General features: G+C 71.1%; 17 protein-coding genes and 1 pseudogene. 12 read left to right on the top strand and 6 right to left on the bottom strand.

Annotated elements, in window-relative coordinates:
- Positions 1-262 precede the first annotated feature (262 nt).
- The 9 genes and pseudogenes from ACH45E_RS03100 to ACH45E_RS03060 all read left to right on the top strand — a co-directional run bounded on the left by ACH45E_RS03100 (position 263) and on the right by ACH45E_RS03060 (position 10,585).
- The gene (locus ACH45E_RS03100; RefSeq protein WP_361435772.1) at positions 263-1,540 is read left to right on the top strand and encodes an extracellular solute-binding protein; all 1,278 of its coding nucleotides are present in this window, start codon (positions 263-265) and stop codon (positions 1,538-1,540) included.
- Positions 1,541-1,663: 123 nt separating this feature from the next.
- A complete protein-coding gene (locus ACH45E_RS03095) occupies positions 1,664-2,662 on the top strand; it encodes a sugar ABC transporter permease (protein WP_361435774.1) in 999 nt (332 codons plus the stop codon).
- Positions 2,659-3,489 carry a carbohydrate ABC transporter permease gene (locus tag ACH45E_RS03090; protein WP_361435776.1) on the top strand — a complete coding sequence of 277 codons (831 nt, stop codon included), beginning with the start codon at positions 2,659-2,661 and terminating at the stop codon, positions 3,487-3,489. The genes ACH45E_RS03095 and ACH45E_RS03090 overlap by 4 nt, the downstream gene beginning before the upstream one ends.
- A gap of 8 nt (positions 3,490-3,497) precedes the next feature.
- Positions 3,498-4,988: a glycoside hydrolase family 3 N-terminal domain-containing protein gene (locus ACH45E_RS03085; RefSeq protein WP_361435778.1), complete on the top strand. Its 1,491-nt coding sequence runs from the start codon at positions 3,498-3,500 to the stop codon at positions 4,986-4,988.
- Between the two features lie 338 nt (positions 4,989-5,326).
- A complete protein-coding gene (locus tag ACH45E_RS03080; protein ID WP_361435780.1) occupies positions 5,327-6,364 on the top strand; it encodes a phytanoyl-CoA dioxygenase family protein in 1,038 nt (345 codons plus the stop codon).
- Positions 6,361-7,692, top strand: a complete 1,332-nt coding sequence (locus ACH45E_RS03075) for a DUF6271 family protein (RefSeq protein ID WP_361435782.1) — start codon at positions 6,361-6,363, stop codon at positions 7,690-7,692. The genes ACH45E_RS03080 and ACH45E_RS03075 overlap by 4 nt, the downstream gene beginning before the upstream one ends.
- 8 nt (positions 7,693-7,700) lie before the next feature.
- Positions 7,701-8,876, top strand: a pseudogene (locus ACH45E_RS03070) (alanine racemase); the annotation flags it as partial.
- A 33-nt stretch (positions 8,877-8,909) separates the two neighbouring features.
- Complete coding sequence (locus ACH45E_RS03065) at positions 8,910-9,389, top strand: GNAT family N-acetyltransferase (protein WP_361436825.1); 480 nt, start codon at positions 8,910-8,912, stop codon at positions 9,387-9,389.
- A gap of 5 nt (positions 9,390-9,394) precedes the next feature.
- On the top strand, positions 9,395-10,585 hold the full coding sequence (locus tag ACH45E_RS03060; protein WP_361436828.1) for an MFS transporter: 1,191 nt from the start codon (positions 9,395-9,397) through the stop codon (positions 10,583-10,585).
- Between the two features lie 53 nt (positions 10,586-10,638).
- Here the strand turns inward: ACH45E_RS03060 and ACH45E_RS03055 are convergent, their stop codons facing one another.
- Positions 10,639-10,845, bottom strand: a complete 207-nt coding sequence (locus ACH45E_RS03055; protein ID WP_361435784.1) for a DUF397 domain-containing protein — start codon at positions 10,843-10,845, stop codon at positions 10,639-10,641.
- Positions 10,842-11,717, bottom strand: coding sequence for a helix-turn-helix transcriptional regulator (locus ACH45E_RS03050; protein WP_361436831.1), 876 nt, complete (start codon positions 11,715-11,717; stop codon positions 10,842-10,844). Before ACH45E_RS03050 ends, ACH45E_RS03055 begins: the two co-directional genes overlap by 4 nt.
- 170 nt (positions 11,718-11,887) lie before the next feature.
- On the opposite strand from ACH45E_RS03050, the gene ACH45E_RS03045 reads away from it, so the two are divergent.
- Complete coding sequence (locus ACH45E_RS03045; RefSeq protein ID WP_361435786.1) at positions 11,888-12,367, top strand: ATP-binding protein; 480 nt, start codon at positions 11,888-11,890, stop codon at positions 12,365-12,367.
- Here ACH45E_RS03045 and ACH45E_RS03040 read toward each other — a convergent pair.
- The 3 genes from ACH45E_RS03040 to ACH45E_RS03030 form a co-directional block, all read right to left on the bottom strand.
- A complete protein-coding gene (locus ACH45E_RS03040; protein ID WP_361435788.1) occupies positions 12,364-13,446 on the bottom strand; it encodes a MerR family transcriptional regulator in 1,083 nt (360 codons plus the stop codon). The two genes, ACH45E_RS03045 and ACH45E_RS03040, sit on opposite strands and share 4 nt — an antisense overlap.
- A gap of 225 nt (positions 13,447-13,671) precedes the next feature.
- Positions 13,672-16,335, bottom strand: coding sequence for an ADP-ribosylglycohydrolase family protein (locus ACH45E_RS03035; RefSeq protein ID WP_361435790.1), 2,664 nt, complete (start codon positions 16,333-16,335; stop codon positions 13,672-13,674).
- A 327-nt stretch (positions 16,336-16,662) separates the two neighbouring features.
- The gene (locus ACH45E_RS03030; protein WP_361435792.1) at positions 16,663-17,157 is read right to left on the bottom strand and encodes a MarR family winged helix-turn-helix transcriptional regulator; all 495 of its coding nucleotides are present in this window, start codon (positions 17,155-17,157) and stop codon (positions 16,663-16,665) included.
- A gap of 52 nt (positions 17,158-17,209) precedes the next feature.
- Here ACH45E_RS03030 and ACH45E_RS03025 point away from each other — a divergent pair, with 52 nt between their 5' ends.
- Both ACH45E_RS03025 and ACH45E_RS03020 read left to right on the top strand, forming a co-directional pair.
- Positions 17,210-17,851 carry a TIGR03086 family metal-binding protein gene (locus tag ACH45E_RS03025; protein ID WP_361435794.1) on the top strand — a complete coding sequence of 214 codons (642 nt, stop codon included), beginning with the start codon at positions 17,210-17,212 and terminating at the stop codon, positions 17,849-17,851.
- A complete protein-coding gene (locus ACH45E_RS03020; RefSeq protein WP_361435796.1) occupies positions 17,845-18,222 on the top strand; it encodes a hypothetical protein in 378 nt (125 codons plus the stop codon). Before ACH45E_RS03025 ends, ACH45E_RS03020 begins: the two co-directional genes overlap by 7 nt.
- Here ACH45E_RS03020 and ACH45E_RS03015 read toward each other — a convergent pair.
- Positions 18,219-18,515, bottom strand: coding sequence for a hypothetical protein (locus ACH45E_RS03015; RefSeq protein WP_361435798.1), 297 nt, complete (start codon positions 18,513-18,515; stop codon positions 18,219-18,221). The two genes, ACH45E_RS03020 and ACH45E_RS03015, sit on opposite strands and share 4 nt — an antisense overlap.
- Between the last annotated feature and the right edge of the window lie 41 nt (positions 18,516-18,556).

Raw genomic sequence — 18,556 nt, 5'->3', positions numbered from 1 at the left:
CCCCCAACTGCCCTATGGTCTAGTCCAACCAGAAGGGCGCCGCGGATGTCGCGCGAGCGGCCCGCCGGCCGTCCGGTGACTTTCTCGTAACGGACCACACGGCTTCCTGAACCACCCTTGACACCCCTAAAGGTCTAGGCCAAGCTCCACCGTACTGGTCTACACCATTAGTGGCCAGGTCCCGAGTCCCACGTGCGGCAGCGGCATACGCAGGTCACGGCAGGGGGCGTGGGGGGTCAGTGGCATCCCTGAGGAGGGTGGCGTGAAGCGCAAGCTGATAGCCGCGATCGGTATCGCAGGCATGATGTTCTCCGTCGCGGCGTGCGGCGGCGACGACGGCGACAGCGGCAAGAACGCGGGACCGGACAGCTTCAAGGGCCAGACGCTGCGGGTCTGGACGATGGACGGATCCGCGCCGGCCCAGTGGACCAAGGACGTGCAGGCCGCCTTCGAGAAGAAGACCGGCGCCAAGCTGAAGTTCGAGATCCAGAAGTGGGACGGGATCCAGGAGAAGATCACCACGGCCCTCTCCGAGGACAACCCGCCGGACGTTCTCGAGATCGGCAACACCCAGACCCCGGCCTACGCGGCCACCGGCGGCCTCGCCGAAGTCGCCGACCTCAAGCAGCAGATCGGCACGGACTGGACCCCGTCCCTCTCCCAGTCCTCCGTCTACGACGGCAAGCAGTACGCGGCGCCGTGGTACTTCGCCAACCGCGTGGTCATCTACAACAAGAAGATCTGGGCCAAGGCCGGCATCAAGTCGACCCCGAAGACCCGCGCCGAGTTCTACAAGGACCTCGAGGCCATCGGCAAGAAGACCGACGCCGACCCGATCTACCTGCCGGGCCAGAACTGGTACTTCTTCGACGGCCTGACCATCGGCCAGGGCGCCGATCTCGTGAAGAAGGACGGCGACAAGTACGTCTCCAACCTGGCCGACCCCAAGGTCACCCAGGCCATGGAGATCTACAAGAAGTACGCCTCCTACTCCACGGCCCCCAAGGACAAGGACGAGGCCACCCCGCAGCAGGCCGAGGTGTTCGCCAAGGGCAAGACCGGCGCCTTCATCGGCATGGGCTGGGAGGCCGGCACCGCCGTCACCGCCAACAAGTCCATCGAGAAGGACCTCGGTTACTTCACCATCCCCGGTGAGACGGCCGGCAAGCCCGAGGGCGTCTTCCTCGGCGGCTCCAACCTGGCGGTCGCACAGGGCAGCAAGAAGCAGGCGCTGGCCAAGGAGTTCCTGAAGATCGCCCTGTCCGACACGTACGAGGGCGAGCTGGCCAAGCTCAACGGCGTCATCCCCAACAAGGAGTCGCTGCAGACCAACCTCAAGGGCAACGCCGTGGCTGAGGCGGCGGCTCCGGCGGCCGCGGCCGGCGGCACCACTCCGCTGATCCCCGAGTGGGCCGCGGTGGAGAACACCCCGAACCCGATCAAGTCCTACATGACCGCCGTGCTGAACGGTAAGTCCCCCGCGGACGCCGCCAAGCAGGTGGAGGGCGACATCAACAAGCGTCTGGCCCAGCAGAACTGATGAACCCGCGCCGGGGGCGCCGCACGTCGCCCCCGGCTCATTCGTGTCGTTCGTACGGCCGGCAGCACGCATCAGCATCACGCACGCATACGGCCGGTACGGCCATGGAAGAGATGGCAACTCATGTCAGTGCAGACCCAAGGCACGGACACGGCCGGGGAGCCCGCTGTCCGCAAGGCCGAGGCGCCGGTGCCCCCGAGGGGTGAGGCACGTGGTGCCGGCCGGCCGGCCCGGCGCGGTGCCGCCGCTCCCTACCTGCTCCTGCTGCCCGCGCTGCTGGCCACACTGATCCTGCTCGGCTGGCCGCTGGTGAAGAACGGCATGCTGTCGTTCCAGAACCTCAACCCCCGGCAGCTCATCCAGCACCTCACCGAGTGGAACGGCGTCGAGAACTACAAGTCCGTGCTGAGCGGTTCGGACTTCTGGCACGTCGTCGAGCGCTCCGTGGTGTTCACGGCCGTCAACGTCGTGCTGATCATGCTGCTCGGCACCCTGATCGGCCTGCTGCTGGCCCGCCTCGGCCGGAAGATGCGGCTGACGCTGATGCTGGGTCTCGTCCTGGCTTGGGCCATGCCCGTCATCGCGGCCACGACCGTCTACCAGTGGCTGTTCGCCCAGCAGTTCGGCGTCGTGAACTGGGTGCTGGACAAGCTCGGCTGGCACTCCATGGCCGACTACAACTGGCTCGGCGGCCAGTTCTCCACCTTCTCGGTGATCACGCTGCTGATCGTCTGGCAGTCGATCCCGTTCGTGGCGATCAACCTCTACGCCGCCACGACCACCATCCCCAGGGAACTGTACGAGGCCGCCTCGCTGGACGGCGCCGACGCCTGGAAGAGCTTCACCTCGGTGACCTTCCCCTTCCTCAGGCCGTTCCTGTACGCCACGACCTTCCTCGAGGTCATCTGGGTCTTCAAGGCGTTCGCGCAGATCTTCGCGATCAACGCGGGAGGCCCCGACCGGCTCACCGAGACCCTGCCCATCTACGCCTTCGTCGAGGGCGTCGGCAACCAGCACTTCGGGGTGGGCGCGGCGATCTCGTTCCTCACCATCGTGGTGCTGCTCGTCATCACCTCGTACTACCTGCGCATGGTGCTCAAGCAAGAGGAGGACGAGCTGTGAAGCGCTCACTCTTCGGCCGTATCTGGCCCAACGCGACCGCCCTCGTCCTCTTCGTCGGCTTCGCGTTCCCCGTCTACTGGATGTTCGCGACGGCGTTCAAGCCGGCCGGTGACATCATCGCCGACAACCCGGTGTGGTTCCCGACGGACGTCACGTTCGGCCACTTCACCAAGGCCGTGCACGCGGACCACTTCTGGACCCTGGTCGCCAACTCCGTGATCGTCACGGTGTGTTCGGTGGTCTTCTCGCTCGTGATCTCGCTCTTCGCGGCCTTCGCCCTGGCCCGGATGCGGTTCAAGGGGCGGCGCGGCCTCATCGTGACCTTCATGCTGGCGCAGATGGCGCCCTGGGAGGTCATGGTCATCGCCATCTACATGCTGGTCCGCGACGACGACATGCTCAACAGCCTCGTCCCGCTCACCGTCTTCTACACGATGATGGTGCTGCCCCTCACGATCCTGACCCTGCGCGGCTACGTGGCCGCGGTGCCCAAGGAGCTGGAGGAGTCGGCGATGGTCGACGGCTGCACCCGGATCCAGGCCTTCGTGCGGATCATCTTCCCCCTGCTGGCGCCCGGCCTGATGGCCACCTCGCTGTTCGGCTTCATCACCGCGTGGAACGAGTTCCCGCTCGTCCTGATCCTCAACAAGGACATCGAGAAGCAGACCCTGCCGATCTGGCTGTCCCAGTTCCGCACCGCGTTCGGCGACGACTGGGGGGCGACGATGGCGGCGTCGACGCTGTTCGCGCTGCCCATCCTGATCCTTTTCATCGTTCTGCAGCGCAAGGCCGTCAGCGGCCTCACCGACGGCGCCGTGAAGGGATGACACCCCCGATGACCACACTCGCCACGGGCAATGACACCCTCACCCGCGACGCGCTCGCCGTGTTGCAGCCGGGCTTCGCCGGCACCACCGCGCCGGACTGGGTGCGCCGCCGGCTCGGTGAAGGGCTGGCCTCCGTCGCCCTGTTCGGCCGCAACGTCACCAGTCAGGAACAGGTCACCGGCCTCACCGCCCAGTTGCGGGCCGAGCGGGACGACCTGCTGGTGGCCATCGACGAGGAGAGCGGCGACGTCACCCGCCTGGAGGTCCGTACCGGCTCCTCCTTCCCCGGCAACCACGCCCTCGGCGCCGTCGACGACCCGGACCTCACCCGGGGGGTCGCCCGCGAGCTGGGCCGCCGCCTGGCCGCGTGCGGCGTCAACTTCAACTGGGCGCCGTCCGCCGACGTCAACGCCGACCCCGACAACCCGGTCATCGGCGTACGCTCCTTCGGCGCCGGCACCGATCTGGTCGCCCGGCACACCGCGGCCTACGTCCAGGGCCTGCAGTCCACCGGCGTCGCCGCCTGCACCAAGCACTTCCCCGGCCACGGCGACACCAACGTCGACTCCCACCACGCCGTGCCGCGCATCGACGTCGACGCGGACACCCTGTACGCGCGTGAACTGGTGCCGTTCCGCGCGGCCATCGAGGCCGGCACCCGCGCCGTCATGAGCGCGCACATCCTCGTCCCCGCCCTGGACCCGCACCACCCCGGGACCCTCTCCCGGCGCATCCTCACCGAGCTGCTGCGCGGCGAGCTCGGCTACGAGGGGCTGATCGTCACCGACGGCATGGAGATGCGGGCCATCTCGGGGACGTACGGCCTGGAGCACGGCGTCGTCCTGGCGATCGCGGCGGGCGCCGACGCGATCTGCGTCGGCGGTGGACTGTGCGACGAGGGCACTGTGCTGGGGCTGCGGGACTCGCTGGTCGCCGCGGTCCGCTCCGGCGAACTGCCCGCGGAACGCCTGGCCGACGCCGCCGCCCGGGTACGGCAGCTGGCGCGCTGGACCGCCGAGGCGCGGCGCGATCCCCAGGCCGCGGCCGAACCCGCCCCGGAGATCGGCCTGGTCGCGGCGCGCCGCGCGCTGACCGTGACCCGCCCGGGCGCCGCCGCCCCGGTCACCGAACCGGTGTACGTCGCCACCTTCAACCCGGCCGCCAACATCGCCGTGGGGGACGAGACCCCCTGGGGCATCGGCGCCGAGCTGGAGCGCTCGCTGCCCGGCACCACGACCGGCTCCTTCACCGGCGCCGACGCGGGCAGCGCCGCCCTGGAGGCGTCGGGGGGCCGCCGGATCATCGCCGTGGTCCGCGACGAGCACCGGCACGACTGGATGCGCGCGGCCCTGGACGTCCTCCTCGCCGCCCGCCCGGACACCGTCGTGGTCGAGATGGGCGTACCGCAGGCCCCGCCGCGCGGCGCCCTGCACATCGCCACGCACGGCGCCGCCCGCGTCTGCGCGGTGGCGGCGGCGGAGCGCGTCGTCGCGGGCTGACGAAGCGGTACCGAGAGCGCCGGCCGGGCTTCGTGCCCGCCGGCGCTCACTCATGTGCACCGGCCGGCAGGCCCGTTCACCGGTGTGGCTGCAGCCAGCGCCGCCCTGGTGGCGTCGGGCGACCGTCGGGTCGTCGCCGTGGTCCGGGACGAGAACCGGCAGGGCGTACCGCAGGCATGCGCTCCGCCGCGCGCCCTCGTGCCGACCGGCGCTCACTTTTGTTCAACGACCGGCACTTGACAGGCAGTTGGCGGCAGTTTCGGCCATGATCCGTTGAATCGCGAAGTGGTCTAGTCCAAGGTGAGGGTACGTCAGTTCGATCAACCCGGAGTCGCCGTATGCCGACGCCTGACCGCCACCGCCACCTCTTCCGAGCGGCATCGGACCGCCCCTACTTCAGCGCGGACGGCGAGACGTACCTCGCACAGACGCCCCTGAGAGACATCGAGAAGTCACGGCCGCCGCGCGTGCTGTCCGAGGCGGACCTCGCCTTCTGGCAGACGTACGGCTATGTCGTCGTCCGGGACGCCATCTCCCCGGGCGCCGCCAAGAGCCTGCTGGAATTCGCCTGGGAGTTCCAGGGGCTCGACCCCGACCGCCCCGAAACCTGGTACGAGGAAAGGGAGTTCCGCTCGGACCTCGACCGCGACCTGCATGTCTACGGCTTCGTCGAGGCCTACCACCACCAACTCCTGTGGGACAGCCGCCAGACCGAGCGCGTCCACGACGCCTTCGCCGACGTGTGGGACTGCGAGGAGCTGTGGGTCACCCTGGACCGGCTCAACCTCAACCCGCCCAACCGGGGCACCCGTTCGCGCTCCCTGATCGAACCCACCGACGAGGGCTTCGACATCGAGCTGCACTGGGACGTCGACACCACCCTCGGTGTACTCCCGCAGCGCGTCCAGGGCATCATCGCCCTCACCGACACCCGCCCCGAACTCGGCGGCTTCCAGTGCGCCCCCGAACTGTTCCGGCAGTTCGACGAATGGCGCATCGCCCAGCCCGCCGGCCGCGATCCGATCCGGCCCGCCATCGACCGCTCGGAGTTCCCCGTCGTACGGCCCGACCTCCAGGCCGGCGACCTGCTGATCTTCAACGGCCTGCTCGCGCACGGCGTGGCACCGAACCTCTCCGACAACGGTGTCAGAGCCGTCCAGTACCTGTCGATGATGCCCGCCCTGGAAGAGCACACGGACCTGCGCACCTCCCGCGTCGAGTCCTGGCGCACCCTCAGCACCCCCGACTGGAACGCGACCCTGCTCGGCGACGCCCGCGAGCCCGAGGCCCTCCGCTACGGCCCCGCCGTCCTCGACGGCCTGGGCCGCAAGCTCCTCGGGCTGGACTCCTGGCACGGACAGGGGGACGAGCGGTGACCCCGGGGACCGGCACGTCCCGGATCTGCCTCGCCCTTCCCACCAACCGCGCCTGCGCCCCGGCCCTGGCAGCCGTCGCCGAGGAGGCGGCCCACGCGGCCCGCCACTTCGACGCCGAGGTGCGTCTGCTGGTCCTCGACTCCTGCGACGAGCGGACCCGGTCCGAGCACGCCGGTGTCCTGGCCGCACCGCCCCCGGTGGCGGGACTGACCGTCCATCACCTCGACGAGGCCCGCCAGCGGGACTTCCTGCGGGACGTGATCCACCGGAGCGGCGTCGCCGACCCGGACCGGATGCTCGGCCTCATGCTCCCGTCCGGCGTCTCCTACGGCGCCTGCACCAACCGGGCCTTCCTGATCGCGAGCGCGCTCGGCTGCCGGTCGGTGCACCGCCGGGACTCCGACAGCGCCTACCAGTCGGCGGGCGGCGAACCGGTGTTCCCCGTGCACCACGAGCTGCCGTCGCTCGGCATGACCGCCGCGCGGGCCGCGGCGGGTGTGACGGAGACGGACCTCGACCCCGCGCACGCCGACCGCCCGGTGTCACTGGCCGGCGCCTCCTTCATCGGCGAACTCTCCGTGGACATCGGCGAGATACAGCGCCTCGACGAGGACATCCACCACGAGGTCGTGAGCCTCTGGGCGCCCGGTCACTGGTCCGAGGAGCGCAAGCGGGACCTGGTCGCGGAGTCCTTCAAGGGCGCCGGCACCGCCCCGTTCACCGAGGACCACTCGACGCTGACCCTGGTCGACCCCATGCGGGTCGACATGTGCAACATCGCCCTCCACCACGAGGTGTACGAGCGGGTGCCGCTGCCACCGGCCACCGACACCATCGGCAGCGACTACTTCCTCCTCCACCTCGTCCACGACGCCACGCTGCCCGGAATCCTGCACAACCGCCACATCGAGAACTTCCACACCCCGGAACGGCGCACCGACTCCGGCTTCCTCGCCTACCAGACGCGGTTCGTGAAGTTCCTGCTGTCGATGCTCTACTTCCACCACGTCTACGACCGGATGGCACAAGCGGGCGCCGCCCTCCTCGACGACCGGCAACGCGTGCGGGCCGACGCCGTCGTGGGCTTCCTGCGGGAGAGCACCGGCCTGGACCGGTCCGAGAACGTGTGGCGGCTGGACCGTGTCGACAACGCCTACCGCAAACTGGGCGGCAGATACGCGGCCTTCGCCGACCTGCTGGCGGCACGCCGCGAACGTCTGCTGGACGAGGCCCGGCGCGACATCGAGGACTTCGCGCTGCTGACCGAGGCCTGGCCCGCGCTGGTGGACGCGGCACGGGCTACCGGACTCGGGGACGCGGACCGGTGAGCGGGGACATGCCCGTGCCGCTGTCCGCCGCGCTGTCGGTCGCCCTGGCCGCCGCCTCCGAGGACACCGTCGTCTTCGACCTGCTCGGCATCGAGGCCCAGTACGAGGCGCTCGTACGGGAGTTGCCCGGTGCGGACGTCCGCTTCGCCGTCAAGGCGTGCCCCGTCGACGAGGTGCTGACCTGCCTCGCCGGCCGGGGTGCCGGCTTCGACGCGGCGAGCCCGGCCGAGATCGCGCAGGCGTTGCGGACGGGCGTACCCGCGGACCGTATCCACTACGGCAACACCGTGAAGTCCGACGCGGCGATCGCCGAAGCCCACCGGCTCGGTGTCCGGACCTTCGCCACCGACAGCGTGCAGGACGTGGCCGCCATCGCCGCCCACGCGCCGGGCGCCCGGGTGTTCTGCCGCCTCGCCACCAGCGGGGAGGGAGCCCTGTGGGGGCTGAGCCGCAAGTTCGGCTGCTCGCCGGACGACGCGGTAAGGGTGCTGACGGCGGCTCGGGCGGCCGGGCTCACCCCGGCGGGACTGTCCGTGCACGTCGGCTCCCAGCAGATGACGGTCGAAGCCTGGCAGGACGCCTTCGACACCCTCGCCGAAGTGCTCGTGGCACTGCGCGGCCGGGACATCGTGCCGGACCACGTCAACCTCGGCGGCGGCCTGCCCGCGCTCGGCTACCTCGACCGCTGGGGCCACCGGCTCGAACCCCCGCTGGACAAGATGTTCACCGTCATCCGCGAAGGCATGGAGCGACTGCGGGAGGCCGGCTCCGCCCCGCTCGGCTTCGTCATGGAGCCCGGCCGCCACCTGGTGGCGGACCACGGCGCCGTCCGGGCCCATGTGTACCGGATGACCGCACGCCGACGGCCGGACGGAGCCGCCGAGCACTGGCTGTACCTGAGCGTGGGGAAGTTCAACGGGCTCTATGAGATGGACCAGTTGGGCTACCGGCTGGTCTTCCCCGGCCACGTCGGCCGGAACGAGGCGGAGCACGTCCACGCCGTCGTCGCCGGCCCCACCTGCGACAGCGACGACACCTACGGAGCCGGGCACCACCGGGTGCGCGTGCCCGGGGACCTGGCCTCCGGCGACCCGGTGTGGATCCTGTCCGCCGGCGCCTACGCCACCAGCTATATGGCCCAGCACTTCAACGGTTTCCGCCCGCTCCCGTACGACCTCGCACGCATCCGCCCCGTCGCAGGCGCCGACTGGCCGGGCGTGGCGGCCCTGGAAGCCGCCGCGTACGCGGACTGCTCGCTCTCGGAGGGCCAGGACGCGCTGGAGTCCAGGGGCCGCAGCTCGCCGGACACCTGCTTCGTCCTGGAACTGGGCGGCCGGATCGCGGGCTATGTACTCGCCCTGCCCTACCCGAGGTTCCACTGTCCGGACCTCACCGCACCGGAGACCACCGTGTTCCACTCCCACAACCTCCACCTGCACGACCTCGTCGTCGCCGAGGACCTGCGGGGCCGCGGACTCGGCACCCGGCTGCTGCGCCATCTGACGGCCGCCGCCCGCGCGCGCGGCTTCCAGCGCATCTCGCTGGTCGCCGTCGGCGGCATGGAGACCTACTGGCAGGCCCACGGCTACCGGCCCCACCGCGAGGCCGGCCCTCCGCCCGGCTACGGCAGCGAAGCGGTGTACATGTCCACCACGCTGCCCACCAGCCGCCCGCACGACGGCGAGGAGCCCGGCTGATGCAGATGCTGAAGAACACGCCACGCGCCCAGGACGGATTCCGCCGCGAGAAGTGGGCGATCGCGGCCCTGTTCTGCTTCCTCGGCTTCCAGTACGCCACCTGGGCCTCCCGGCTCCCGGCGCTGAAGACCAGGCTGCACCTGACCGAGCAGGAACTGGGACTGCTGCTCATGGCCTGCGGCGCGGGCGCCGCCGCCTCCTTCCCGCTCGTCGCGTTCCTGACCAGGCGACTGGGCTCGCGGCGCCTGGCGCTCGGCTCCGCCCTGTGCCTGGCCGCGCTGCTCCCGGCCCTGTCCGTGGCGCCGAACTACCCGACGGCGCTGCTGGTCATCTGCTGCGACGGCGTCGCGGTCGGCTGCCTGAACGTCGCCATGAACGCACAGGGCGCCGCGCTGGAGACCAAGTACGGCCGCACCGCCATGTCCCAGCTCCACGCGACGTTCAGCGCCGGACTGCTGGGCGCGGCGCTCCTGGCCTCCGGCGTCAACACGGTGACACCGGCCGTCACGGCCCACTTCGCGGCGGCCGCCGCCCTGCTGCTGGCGCTGCTCGGCCGGGCACGGTCGCGGCTGCTGACCGACGAGCCGCCGGAGCAACGGCCAAAGGGGCCGGGGAAACGCCGCTCCGCTCTGACGTCGCCGTCCCGCATGACGCTGTGGATGGGCTGCGCCATGGCGTTCGGCACCATCACCGAAGGCGCCATGAACGACTGGTCGGCGCTCTACCTGAAGGACGTCGTCAAGGCCTCACCGGCCGTCGCGCCGCTGGGCATCGCCGTCGTCTCCGTCATGATGCTGCTGGCACGCGTAGGCGCCGACCGCTGGCGCAGCCGCTGGGGCGACGGCCTGGTCGTGCGCGTCGGCGGCGCCGTGGCCGGTCTCGGCCTGGCCCTCGCCCTCGCGACCGGCGGCGTACTGCCCACGCTGGCCGGTTTCGCCTGCGTGGGCCTGGGGGCGGCGGCGATCACCCCGTGCGTGTACGTCGCCGCGGCTGGGCACGGCCCGGACGCGCTGGCCCTGGTCGCCGCGATGGGCACCACGGGCCTGCTGGCCGGCCCCGCCCTGATCGGCTTCATCGCCGGCGCCGGCGGCCTCACCCTCGGCATGTCCGCGGTCGCCGCCTCGGCCCTGATCGTGTCGCTCTGCGCGCTGCGGATCCGGTGGGGGGCGGCGGCCTCGCGGTCGCCGAGTGGGTGAGGGCTCGCGCGGCCCCTCGTCCCACCCCAGCTTCGCCGCCTCGGAGATGGCTTCTACTTCGCCGCCAGCGCCATGAACGCAGCCCACTCGCCTCGCGCGACCCGCAGTACCGGCCCGCCAACCGCGGCCTTCGAGTCCCGTACGTACACGTCGTGCTGGTCGGCGGCCACCTCTACGCAGTCGCCGCCCCCCGATCCGCTGTAGCTGCTCTTGAACCAGCGCAGCCCATTCACCTTCTCGGACACCTGCTCCACGCTCATGTCTCTCCCCCCAGCCGTTCGATGAGGTGCGCAGACTCGACGCCGTTCAGAGCCTGTGATCGCAGCTTGCCATACCGCAACCCGAAGGCGCTCACCTCTGACGGATCACGGACGACACACCCGACCTCCTGCGATTCGATGTAGCCGAAGTGCTGGTGCTCCTTGGTCTCCAGCACCACAAACGGTCCGTTCAGACCGGAGTGAAACCCGGACGCGGCAGGCATGACCTGGACCTCGACGTTGCGGAAAGCACACACCTCAAGCAGGTGTTGCCACTGCCCGCGCATCACATCCGTGTCGCCCACGGGATTTCGCAGCGCCTCCTCACCGACGATGAACGACAACTCCGCCAGCGGAACTCGCGTCAGCAACTTCTGCCGGCTGAGTCGCGCCTCCGTGTGCTGGTCGATCGTCTCCTCGTTCAGCGGCGGACAGTGCTGGGCGAAGAGCGCCCGCGCATACCCTTCCGTCTGCAACAGCCCCGGCACCAGCAGCGGATCGTAGGAGAACCGACTCACCACCTCCGCCTCGATCACCGCGAAGTTGCGAAAGAACCGGGGCAACTTGGCCCGGTCCACCTCGTCCTGGAGCACCTCCAGCACACCGCCCGCTTCCAGCACACGGTCCGCCGCCACAGTGAACGCCACCTTCGCCGGCCGCCGCCCCTGCTCCACCGAGGCGACCTGCTCCAACGAGTAGCCGATGGCGTCCCCGAGCTGCTGCTGGTTCAACCCGGCCCGCCTCCGCAGATGCTGGAGCAGCACACCGTACGCCGACCAGACGCCAGGCAGATCCGGCGTCTCCTCCTTGCCCCTCAACGCCCGCCCGCTCCGACCGTCCCGTACCGCCTTCACGCGCCCACGCCCTTCCATCCCGAAGTGCACCCCGCTCGACACCCACCCACCGGGCCATGTCCAACGCGGCGCGGAGCAACGGGGACACGAGCAGAACCCGTACAACGCCCGTACGACCAGGGCGGCAGCGGCCGACGTACGACAGCCGTACCTGGCCAGCCGACCACTAGCCCGCCCACTCTGACCACGTGACACAACATCAGCTCGCCGACGAGGCACGGCAGCCCCACACCCCCGCCCGCCGCCTGACCCTGTGCTTCAGCAGCACCAGACGCGGAGCCCGACTGGCCCGCCAACTCGCCGTCCAGCAGTTCACCGAGTGGACCGGCCTCCCGCACGACTCGGATGCGGCCCGAACCGTCGCCCTGGTCACCGCCGAACTCGCCGCCAACGCCATCCGCCACGGCAGCCTCCCTGGCCGAGACTTCCGCCTCGCGCTGCTCCTCCTGCCGCACGCAATCCGCATCGAGGTGACAGACTCCCGCCCCGAGCGCCTGCCATCGCACAAGACACCAGAGCCCGCCGACGAGACGTCGGGCCGTGGACTGCTTCTCGTCCAGGCGTACGCGGACCGATGGGGATGCACGGTCCGCGACGCGTACACGAAGACGGTCTGGGCGGAGATCCACACCCACGTGGTCGAAACCTGCCGTGGACAGAACACCTAGTCCTCCAGACGAATCGGCATCAGGACCGAGAAGGTCCGCTCGTCGTCGGGCCGGCGGATCGCGAGCGGTGCGGTGGGGGCGCCGAGTTCCAGGATCAGCTCGCTGCGGTCCCCGGCGGCGAGTGCGTCCAGCAGGAAGTCCCGGTTGACGCCGACGTTGTGCTGGTCGTCGTCACCGTCCTCGCAAAGGATCGCCGTGCCGTCGTCCGCCACCCTGAGCACGCCGACGTCGCAGCGCTCGCCGTCCTGCTCGCGCAGCTCACTCGCGCGGACCGGACCGGTCTCCAGCGCCTCGCGGAAGGCGGCCACATCGACGAGCGCCCGGCGGCCGGGCGGCAGTTGGACCAGGCGACGGTAGTCGGGGAAGTCGTGGTCGAGGCGCCGGCCGGCCGTCTGACGGTCGCCCGCCTCCAGCGATACACGCTCACCGTCCACGGCGAGCCGTACCGGTTCCTCGCCCTGCAACAGCGCCCGCATCGCATCGGCGAGAGGCAGCGGCACGATGGCCTGCACGCGGGGTCCGTCGTATCCGGTGGTGGCGGCCCGGGCGACGGCCATCCGGTAGCGGTCGGTCGCCGCCACGCTCAGTCCTTCCCCCTCGATGTCGAACAGGACACCGGCGAGCATCGGCAGGTCCGGGTCCGAACCGGCCGCGAAACGGACCGCGTCCAGCGCGGCGGCCAGTTCGGTTGCGGACACGGACAGGTGGACGGTGGCGGTGCTGAGCGAAGTCATGGGGTTCTCCCTGTGGTCGAGTAGTGCTCGGAGCGTGGAGAACTCACTGCGGGCGTCGGCCAAGCCCAGTTCGAGGCGGCGCAGATGCGCCTGGAGGAGGCCGCGTACCAGGTCCGTGTCCGCGCCGGACCAGCCGGCCAGGACCAGCCGGATGTCCGCCAACGGCATACCGGCCCGGCGCAGACGGGCCAGCACGCGGGCCTCCTCCAGCTGCCCGGGGTCGTACCACCGGTAGCCACTGACCGGGTCCACCCAGGCGGGGACCAGCACACCGGCACGGTCGTAGAACCGCAGCGCACTCACGCCCAGTCCACTGTCCCGCGCCATCTCCCCGATGCTGCGCATCTCGCTCTCCACACCCGGAACTCTGATCCCTCGACAAGGTCGAGGGTCAACGCTGGCGGTCAGGTCCGCCCAGGACTCGACCTGCCCGTTCCACTGCACGTAGTCCCTGGGCACAACGGCTGGCCGCCGCTGCGGACTTCCAGCGGGGCACGACCGCCGAACGCGCCATGCTCGCCAGTAACTTCCTGTACGCGCACGACCCCGCGGCCGACACGCCCTGACGCGTCACCAGCCGGGGTAGCGGTCCCACCAGTGCGGGTCCCAACCAGCGCTGTACTCGCTGCCGCTGGGGGAGTCGGTGAGCTGGGCGACGAGATCGCGGGCCAGCGTGTCCAGCACCCAGGCCAGTTCGTGGCGGCTGACGAGGTCGACGGGCAACGCCTCGGCGCCATGCGCGGCTCCGAGCAGCGCCCCGGCCACGCAGGCCACCGAGTCGCCGTCCGGCGCCTGGGCGGCGAAGCGCAGAGCGGCCCCCACCCCTGCTCGGTCGGGGAAGGAAGCGGCGACGTACAGGCCGCCGAGCAGGGCGGACGGCGCGGTGGCGTCCGGGGCGAGTTTCGCGAGCCGTGCCGCGTCGGCGGGGTGGCGCTCGGCCTGCTGGAGCGCCGAAGTGAGCCGGCCCTGCTCGTCGGTGGCCAGGTGGGGGTCGGCATGGGGCAGGGCACGGATGCCGTCCATCAGTGCCTCCCGCACCGCGAACTGGTCGCCGGGCCGGGTGGGGGTGCTGGTCAGGCAGTGGTCGACGAGCACGGCCGCGTGGGCCGCTGCCGACTGCGCACCCCGATCACCGTGGGTGAGGGCGGCGATCTCACGAGCCCACTGCGCTGACGCTTTCGAACCGTGTACGGCACCCACCGCGGCGGCGGGGAGAGTACGGGTGAGCGCGTGACAGCCACGGCTGCTCGTGGCCGGACTCTCCACGGTGCCCTGCTCGATCTTGATGAGCGCGGCCACGGTCGCCGGTGCCGAACCGCGGCGCTGTGCCAGCACCGGCACCTGGGAGAGCCAGCCGTCCGGCCACGCCTTGTCGGCGCTGCCTCCGGCCCAGCGGCGCCGGATCCGCTCCACCTCGATGCCCTGGAGAGCCGCCCACCGGCCATAGGCGTGCCACACCACCGACGGGGGATGGCAGATGCCCTTGTGAGCGCCACGCACGAGAGCACGGATCGTCCCCTCCGCCGTGAAGCAGGCCAGCTGGGTGCTCACCCCGGCGCGCAACGGGCCGTCGGCCGGCAGCCTGCCCCGGGCGGCGCCGAGCGTGTCGCCCAGCGCCAGACCGAGCAGCATGCCGCGCACCCGGGACAAGGCCCCCTTGTCTTCCAGGAACCCTGCCTTCCGTCCCCCGGCCGTGTCGCGCGGTCCTTTCCGAGCGGCTGCCGTCACGGTCAACTCGTGCACACAGTCATGCAGTTGAGGATGTGCAGACAGCTGCCAGCCGCCCACCAGCACCTCGCGCAGTTCCTTCAGCGCGGTCTCGGCATCGGTACCGGTGGCCAGGTGGCTGTAGACGGCGGCGACGGCCGGGGTGCGGCTCTGGCCGGCCACGCAATGGAGCAGGACCCGCTTGCCTTCACGGCGCAGCCGCAGCACCTCACGAGCGGCCTGGTCCACGACATAGTGGAGGTTGGCATTGTCTCCATGACTGTCCACCAGCCAGACACGCACATGCTCGGCGTCGGCTCCGGGCAGGACGGGTTCCGTGCCCATGCGGCACAGCGACACGACCGCGTCCACGTCGACCGGTTCGGCGCCCTGGAGCAGGGCCAGATTGCCCAGCACCACCGCGGAGTCGTGCGGGTGGGGAACGGCGAAGCCGCTCGGCGATGCGGTCGGCAGCGGCATCCGCGCCACCGACGGCCACCCGTCGCCGTCGTCGTGTCCGCCCCGGGCCGTGAGCACCGCCAGCCGGACCAGGTCCGGGGAGGTGAGGCCGGGCCAGCCATGGACGGCCCGCTGCCATTCCAGCGGGATGCCGGAGCAGCCCCAGCGCGCCCCGAGCAGCGTGCCGGCGATCGCCGCGACGGTGTCGGTGTCCGTACCGGCCCGGACTGCCGCCTCCAGGGCGTGACGCAGGTGCTGGGCGGGGAAACCGCCCTCGGCGGGGCTCAACTCGGGGACGGGCGTGCGGCTGATCGCCGACCAGGCGGCCTGGAGCGCGTGGACGACCCAGCCGTTCTGGGAGAAGTGGTGCGGCGGATGGGCCTCCGCCTCGTCCAGACGTCGTGCCCACAGTCCTCGGCGTTCCGCGGGCAGCAGGTCGAGGCCGGCGCGCACGCCGTCGAAGGTTCCGTGCAGCACGGCGGTGCGTATACCGGAGCACCACAGCACGCAGGCGTCGGCACAGTCCGGGTCCGGGTGGGTGAGCGCGCTGACGGCGACGGCTGCCTCGGCCATCGCGCCGGCGTCGCCGAGGTGAGCGAGCGCGACGATCCCGGTACGCATCAACGAGCCGTTGCCGGCGCTGCGGTCGTGGCCGGCGCTGAAGTGGCGGGCCGCCTCCAGCATCGCCGCGCCCGGCGCTCCGGATGCGCGGCCGGCGGCCTGAAGTACGGCTCTGGTCTGGGAGCCGACGTCACTGGCGCCGCCGTCCAGCCAGCGCCGGAAGTTGCCGGCGATCGCGTCGAGGGCCTGGGGGGTGCGCAAGTCGGCTCCCGTCGCCGCCACTTCGGCGATGCAGACCTGCATCTGGGTGTCGTCGGAGTACTCACCGGGCTCGTACGGTCCCAGGCCGCCGCCGAGCATCTGCGGCTGCTGGTCTTCGCGCAGCGTCGCCTGGAACTCGTACGGCACGCCCAGCGCGTCACCGACGGCCGCGCCGAGCAGTACCCCGGCGGCACGGTCGGTGCCGCGCGCGTCCAGGCGGGGGTTCGGCAGGGAGGTGCTGGTCATGGGGCTCCATACGTTCGGCGGTGCCGCGGGATGACTCCGCGTCAGCTTGGCACAGCGGCCTTTTATCGTCAACTAGACGATAGCGAGGTGTGGGGGTGCCGCGCGGCCGCCGACGTGATGGATGTGAACTGAACGGGCCTCGCGCCCCGTGGGCCTGGTCCCGGAGGGCCACGCACGCTCGCGACCGGAACCTGGGCCTGGGGCAATTGGTCGACCACGATGCCGCCCTCCGCGTGGAAGCGGATCTCGCTCCGGCCGCGGCGGGCGGTAGGACGACCAGAGCGGCCGGCGGCCTGTCACCGCTTCGCCGCGCTCGGCCCGGCCCGGCTACCGGCCGGGCCCGCTCGCTCCCGGCTCCGTCAGGGCGGACAGGGCCCGGAGGCCCCTGAGGAAACCGTCGCGGTCCGCGGCCGGCAGGTGGGCGAGCAGCCGTTCCTCGCCCTTCTGGATGGCGCACTGGACGGCGTCCCGCAGTTGTCGCCCCTCGGCGGAGAGGGACAGCAGGCGCGCGCGCCGGTCGTCGGGATCGGGCCGGCGTCGGATCAGTCCACGGCTCTCCAGGTCGTCGAGGACCGCGATGATGCGGGTCTTGTCCGCCCGGATGGCGTCCGCCAGCGCGGCCTGGGTGCGGATCGGTGTGTCGTCGAGGTGCAGCAGCACGGCATACGCCCACATCGTCAACCCGTGTGCGTCGAGGACCGGTTGCTCCGCGGCCATCAGGGTGCGCAGCAGCGGCGCGACCATCTCGGCGAGGTCGGGACGGGACGCCCGCCCTCCTGGCGAGGTGTCTTCGGTGCCTTCCTGGTCTGCGTTGTCGGCCATGACCAAGAAAATACCCGTTGACAGTTGATGGGTACGCGCACATCATGTGCATATGCTTACTAATTCTCATGCGCACCTGGACCGCTTACGGCGCCTCGACGCGCAGGCGGTCCGGGACAGCGCGGCCCTGGTGCGCCAGGTGACCCCCGATGACCTGCTCCGCCCGACCCCCTGCGCGGCGTGGACGCTGGGCGATCTGCTCGCCCATATGACGGGCCAGCACCGCGGGTTCGCGGCGGCCGCGCTCGGGCACGGCGAGGACCTCGCGCACTGGAGGGTTCGCCTTCCCGCCGAGGACGCCGCCGCGGAGTACGGCGAAGCGGCGGAAGAGGTCATCGCCGCGTTCGCGATCGTGGCCGATCCCGACCGTCCCTTCGTCCTGCCCGAACTGTCGGCCGGCCGGACGTTCCCGGCCGCCCAGGCCATCGGCTTCCATCTCATCGACTACGTGGTCCACGGCTGGGACGTCGCCCGCAGCCTGGGTGTCGCGTACGACCCCGGTCCCGAACTCCTGTCCGCCGCGCTGCCGTTGGCCCGTGCTGTCCCGGACGGGGACTTCCGCCTGGCCCCCGACAGTGCCTTCCGTCCCGCACTGCCCCCGGGTGACGGCGCGAGCACGCTGGAAGGGATCCTGACGGCCCTGGGCCGATCGCCGGGCTGGTCCGGCCTGGCCGTCCGGGACATGACATGCTGAGGTCCTCATGGACGTCCGGCCAGGCCCACGACCGGGACGGCCCGGTGCTGGTCAGCGTCACCGACTTCAGACTCGACAGCATCAGGGACCTGCCTCGCGTCCACGGGGAGGCCCGTCGACTGGCGGCACGCTGGCCGGAGCTCGCGGGGGCGTACGGGATGTGGCTCTGGACGATCCCCACCGCCCGCCGGTGCGGGGCCGTGGCCGTATGGCGCGACACAGCCGCCCTGCACGGCTTCATCGCCTGGCCGCCGCACGTCGCCATCATGCGCGCCTACAAAGACCGCGGCACGCTGACCTCGGCCACCTGGCAGGCGGACGCGTTCGATACGAAGGCGATCTGGACCCGTGCGCAGGCCGCGCTGCGCTAGACCGGGACCTTGAGCCCGCCCAGCTGGAAGGCGGGACCGTCAGGCTCACGAGCCGGGGAGAGGCCCCAGTCCCGCGAGCAGATCGGCGGTTTTGCGGTCGATGCGGTCCAGCTCCGCCACGAGGGTGTCGAGCAGCCGGAGTTCCGCGGCGACGGCTGGCCGGACGCGAACTCCCTCGCGGCGTCACGCAGACCGCGAACGGCCTCCGCGGCCATCCTCGCGGCGGCGGCCTCCCACTGGACGGCCAAGCCGAGGGCCGGTTCGTCGCCGACCCGGCCGAGCACCGTCGCCACGGACCATCACTGTGGAGAGGACAGCACGATGCGTGTTCAGC

The sequence above is a fragment of the Streptomyces sp. NPDC020299 genome (assembly GCF_044387825.1).
GTDB lineage: Bacteria > Actinomycetota > Actinomycetes > Streptomycetales > Streptomycetaceae > Streptomyces.
This window is presented reverse-complemented; position numbering and strand designations above follow the sequence as displayed.

What these genes read in the sequence shown, in the direction of transcription:
- ACH45E_RS03040 (WP_361435788.1), bottom strand. Translation starts at nt 13,446, where the DNA reads ATGCGCAGCATCGGGGAGATGGCGCGGGACAGTGGACTGGGCGTGAGT.
- ACH45E_RS03030 (WP_361435792.1), bottom strand. Translation starts at nt 17,157, where the DNA reads ATGGCCGACAACGCAGACCAGGAAGGCACCGAAGACACCTCGCCAGGA.
- ACH45E_RS03025 (WP_361435794.1), top strand. Translation starts at nt 17,210, where the DNA reads ATGCTTACTAATTCTCATGCGCACCTGGACCGCTTACGGCGCCTCGAC.
- ACH45E_RS03060 (WP_361436828.1), top strand. Translation starts at nt 9,395, where the DNA reads ATGCTGAAGAACACGCCACGCGCCCAGGACGGATTCCGCCGCGAGAAG.
- ACH45E_RS03085 (WP_361435778.1), top strand. Translation starts at nt 3,498, where the DNA reads ATGACCACACTCGCCACGGGCAATGACACCCTCACCCGCGACGCGCTC.
- ACH45E_RS03020 (WP_361435796.1), top strand. Translation starts at nt 17,845, where the DNA reads ATGCTGAGGTCCTCATGGACGTCCGGCCAGGCCCACGACCGGGACGGC.
- ACH45E_RS03080 (WP_361435780.1), top strand. Translation starts at nt 5,327, where the DNA reads ATGCCGACGCCTGACCGCCACCGCCACCTCTTCCGAGCGGCATCGGAC.
- ACH45E_RS03035 (WP_361435790.1), bottom strand. Translation starts at nt 16,335, where the DNA reads ATGACCAGCACCTCCCTGCCGAACCCCCGCCTGGACGCGCGCGGCACC.
- ACH45E_RS03055 (WP_361435784.1), bottom strand. Translation starts at nt 10,845, where the DNA reads ATGAGCGTGGAGCAGGTGTCCGAGAAGGTGAATGGGCTGCGCTGGTTC.
- ACH45E_RS03095 (WP_361435774.1), top strand. Translation starts at nt 1,664, where the DNA reads ATGTCAGTGCAGACCCAAGGCACGGACACGGCCGGGGAGCCCGCTGTC.
- ACH45E_RS03050 (WP_361436831.1), bottom strand. Translation starts at nt 11,717, where the DNA reads ATGGAAGGGCGTGGGCGCGTGAAGGCGGTACGGGACGGTCGGAGCGGG.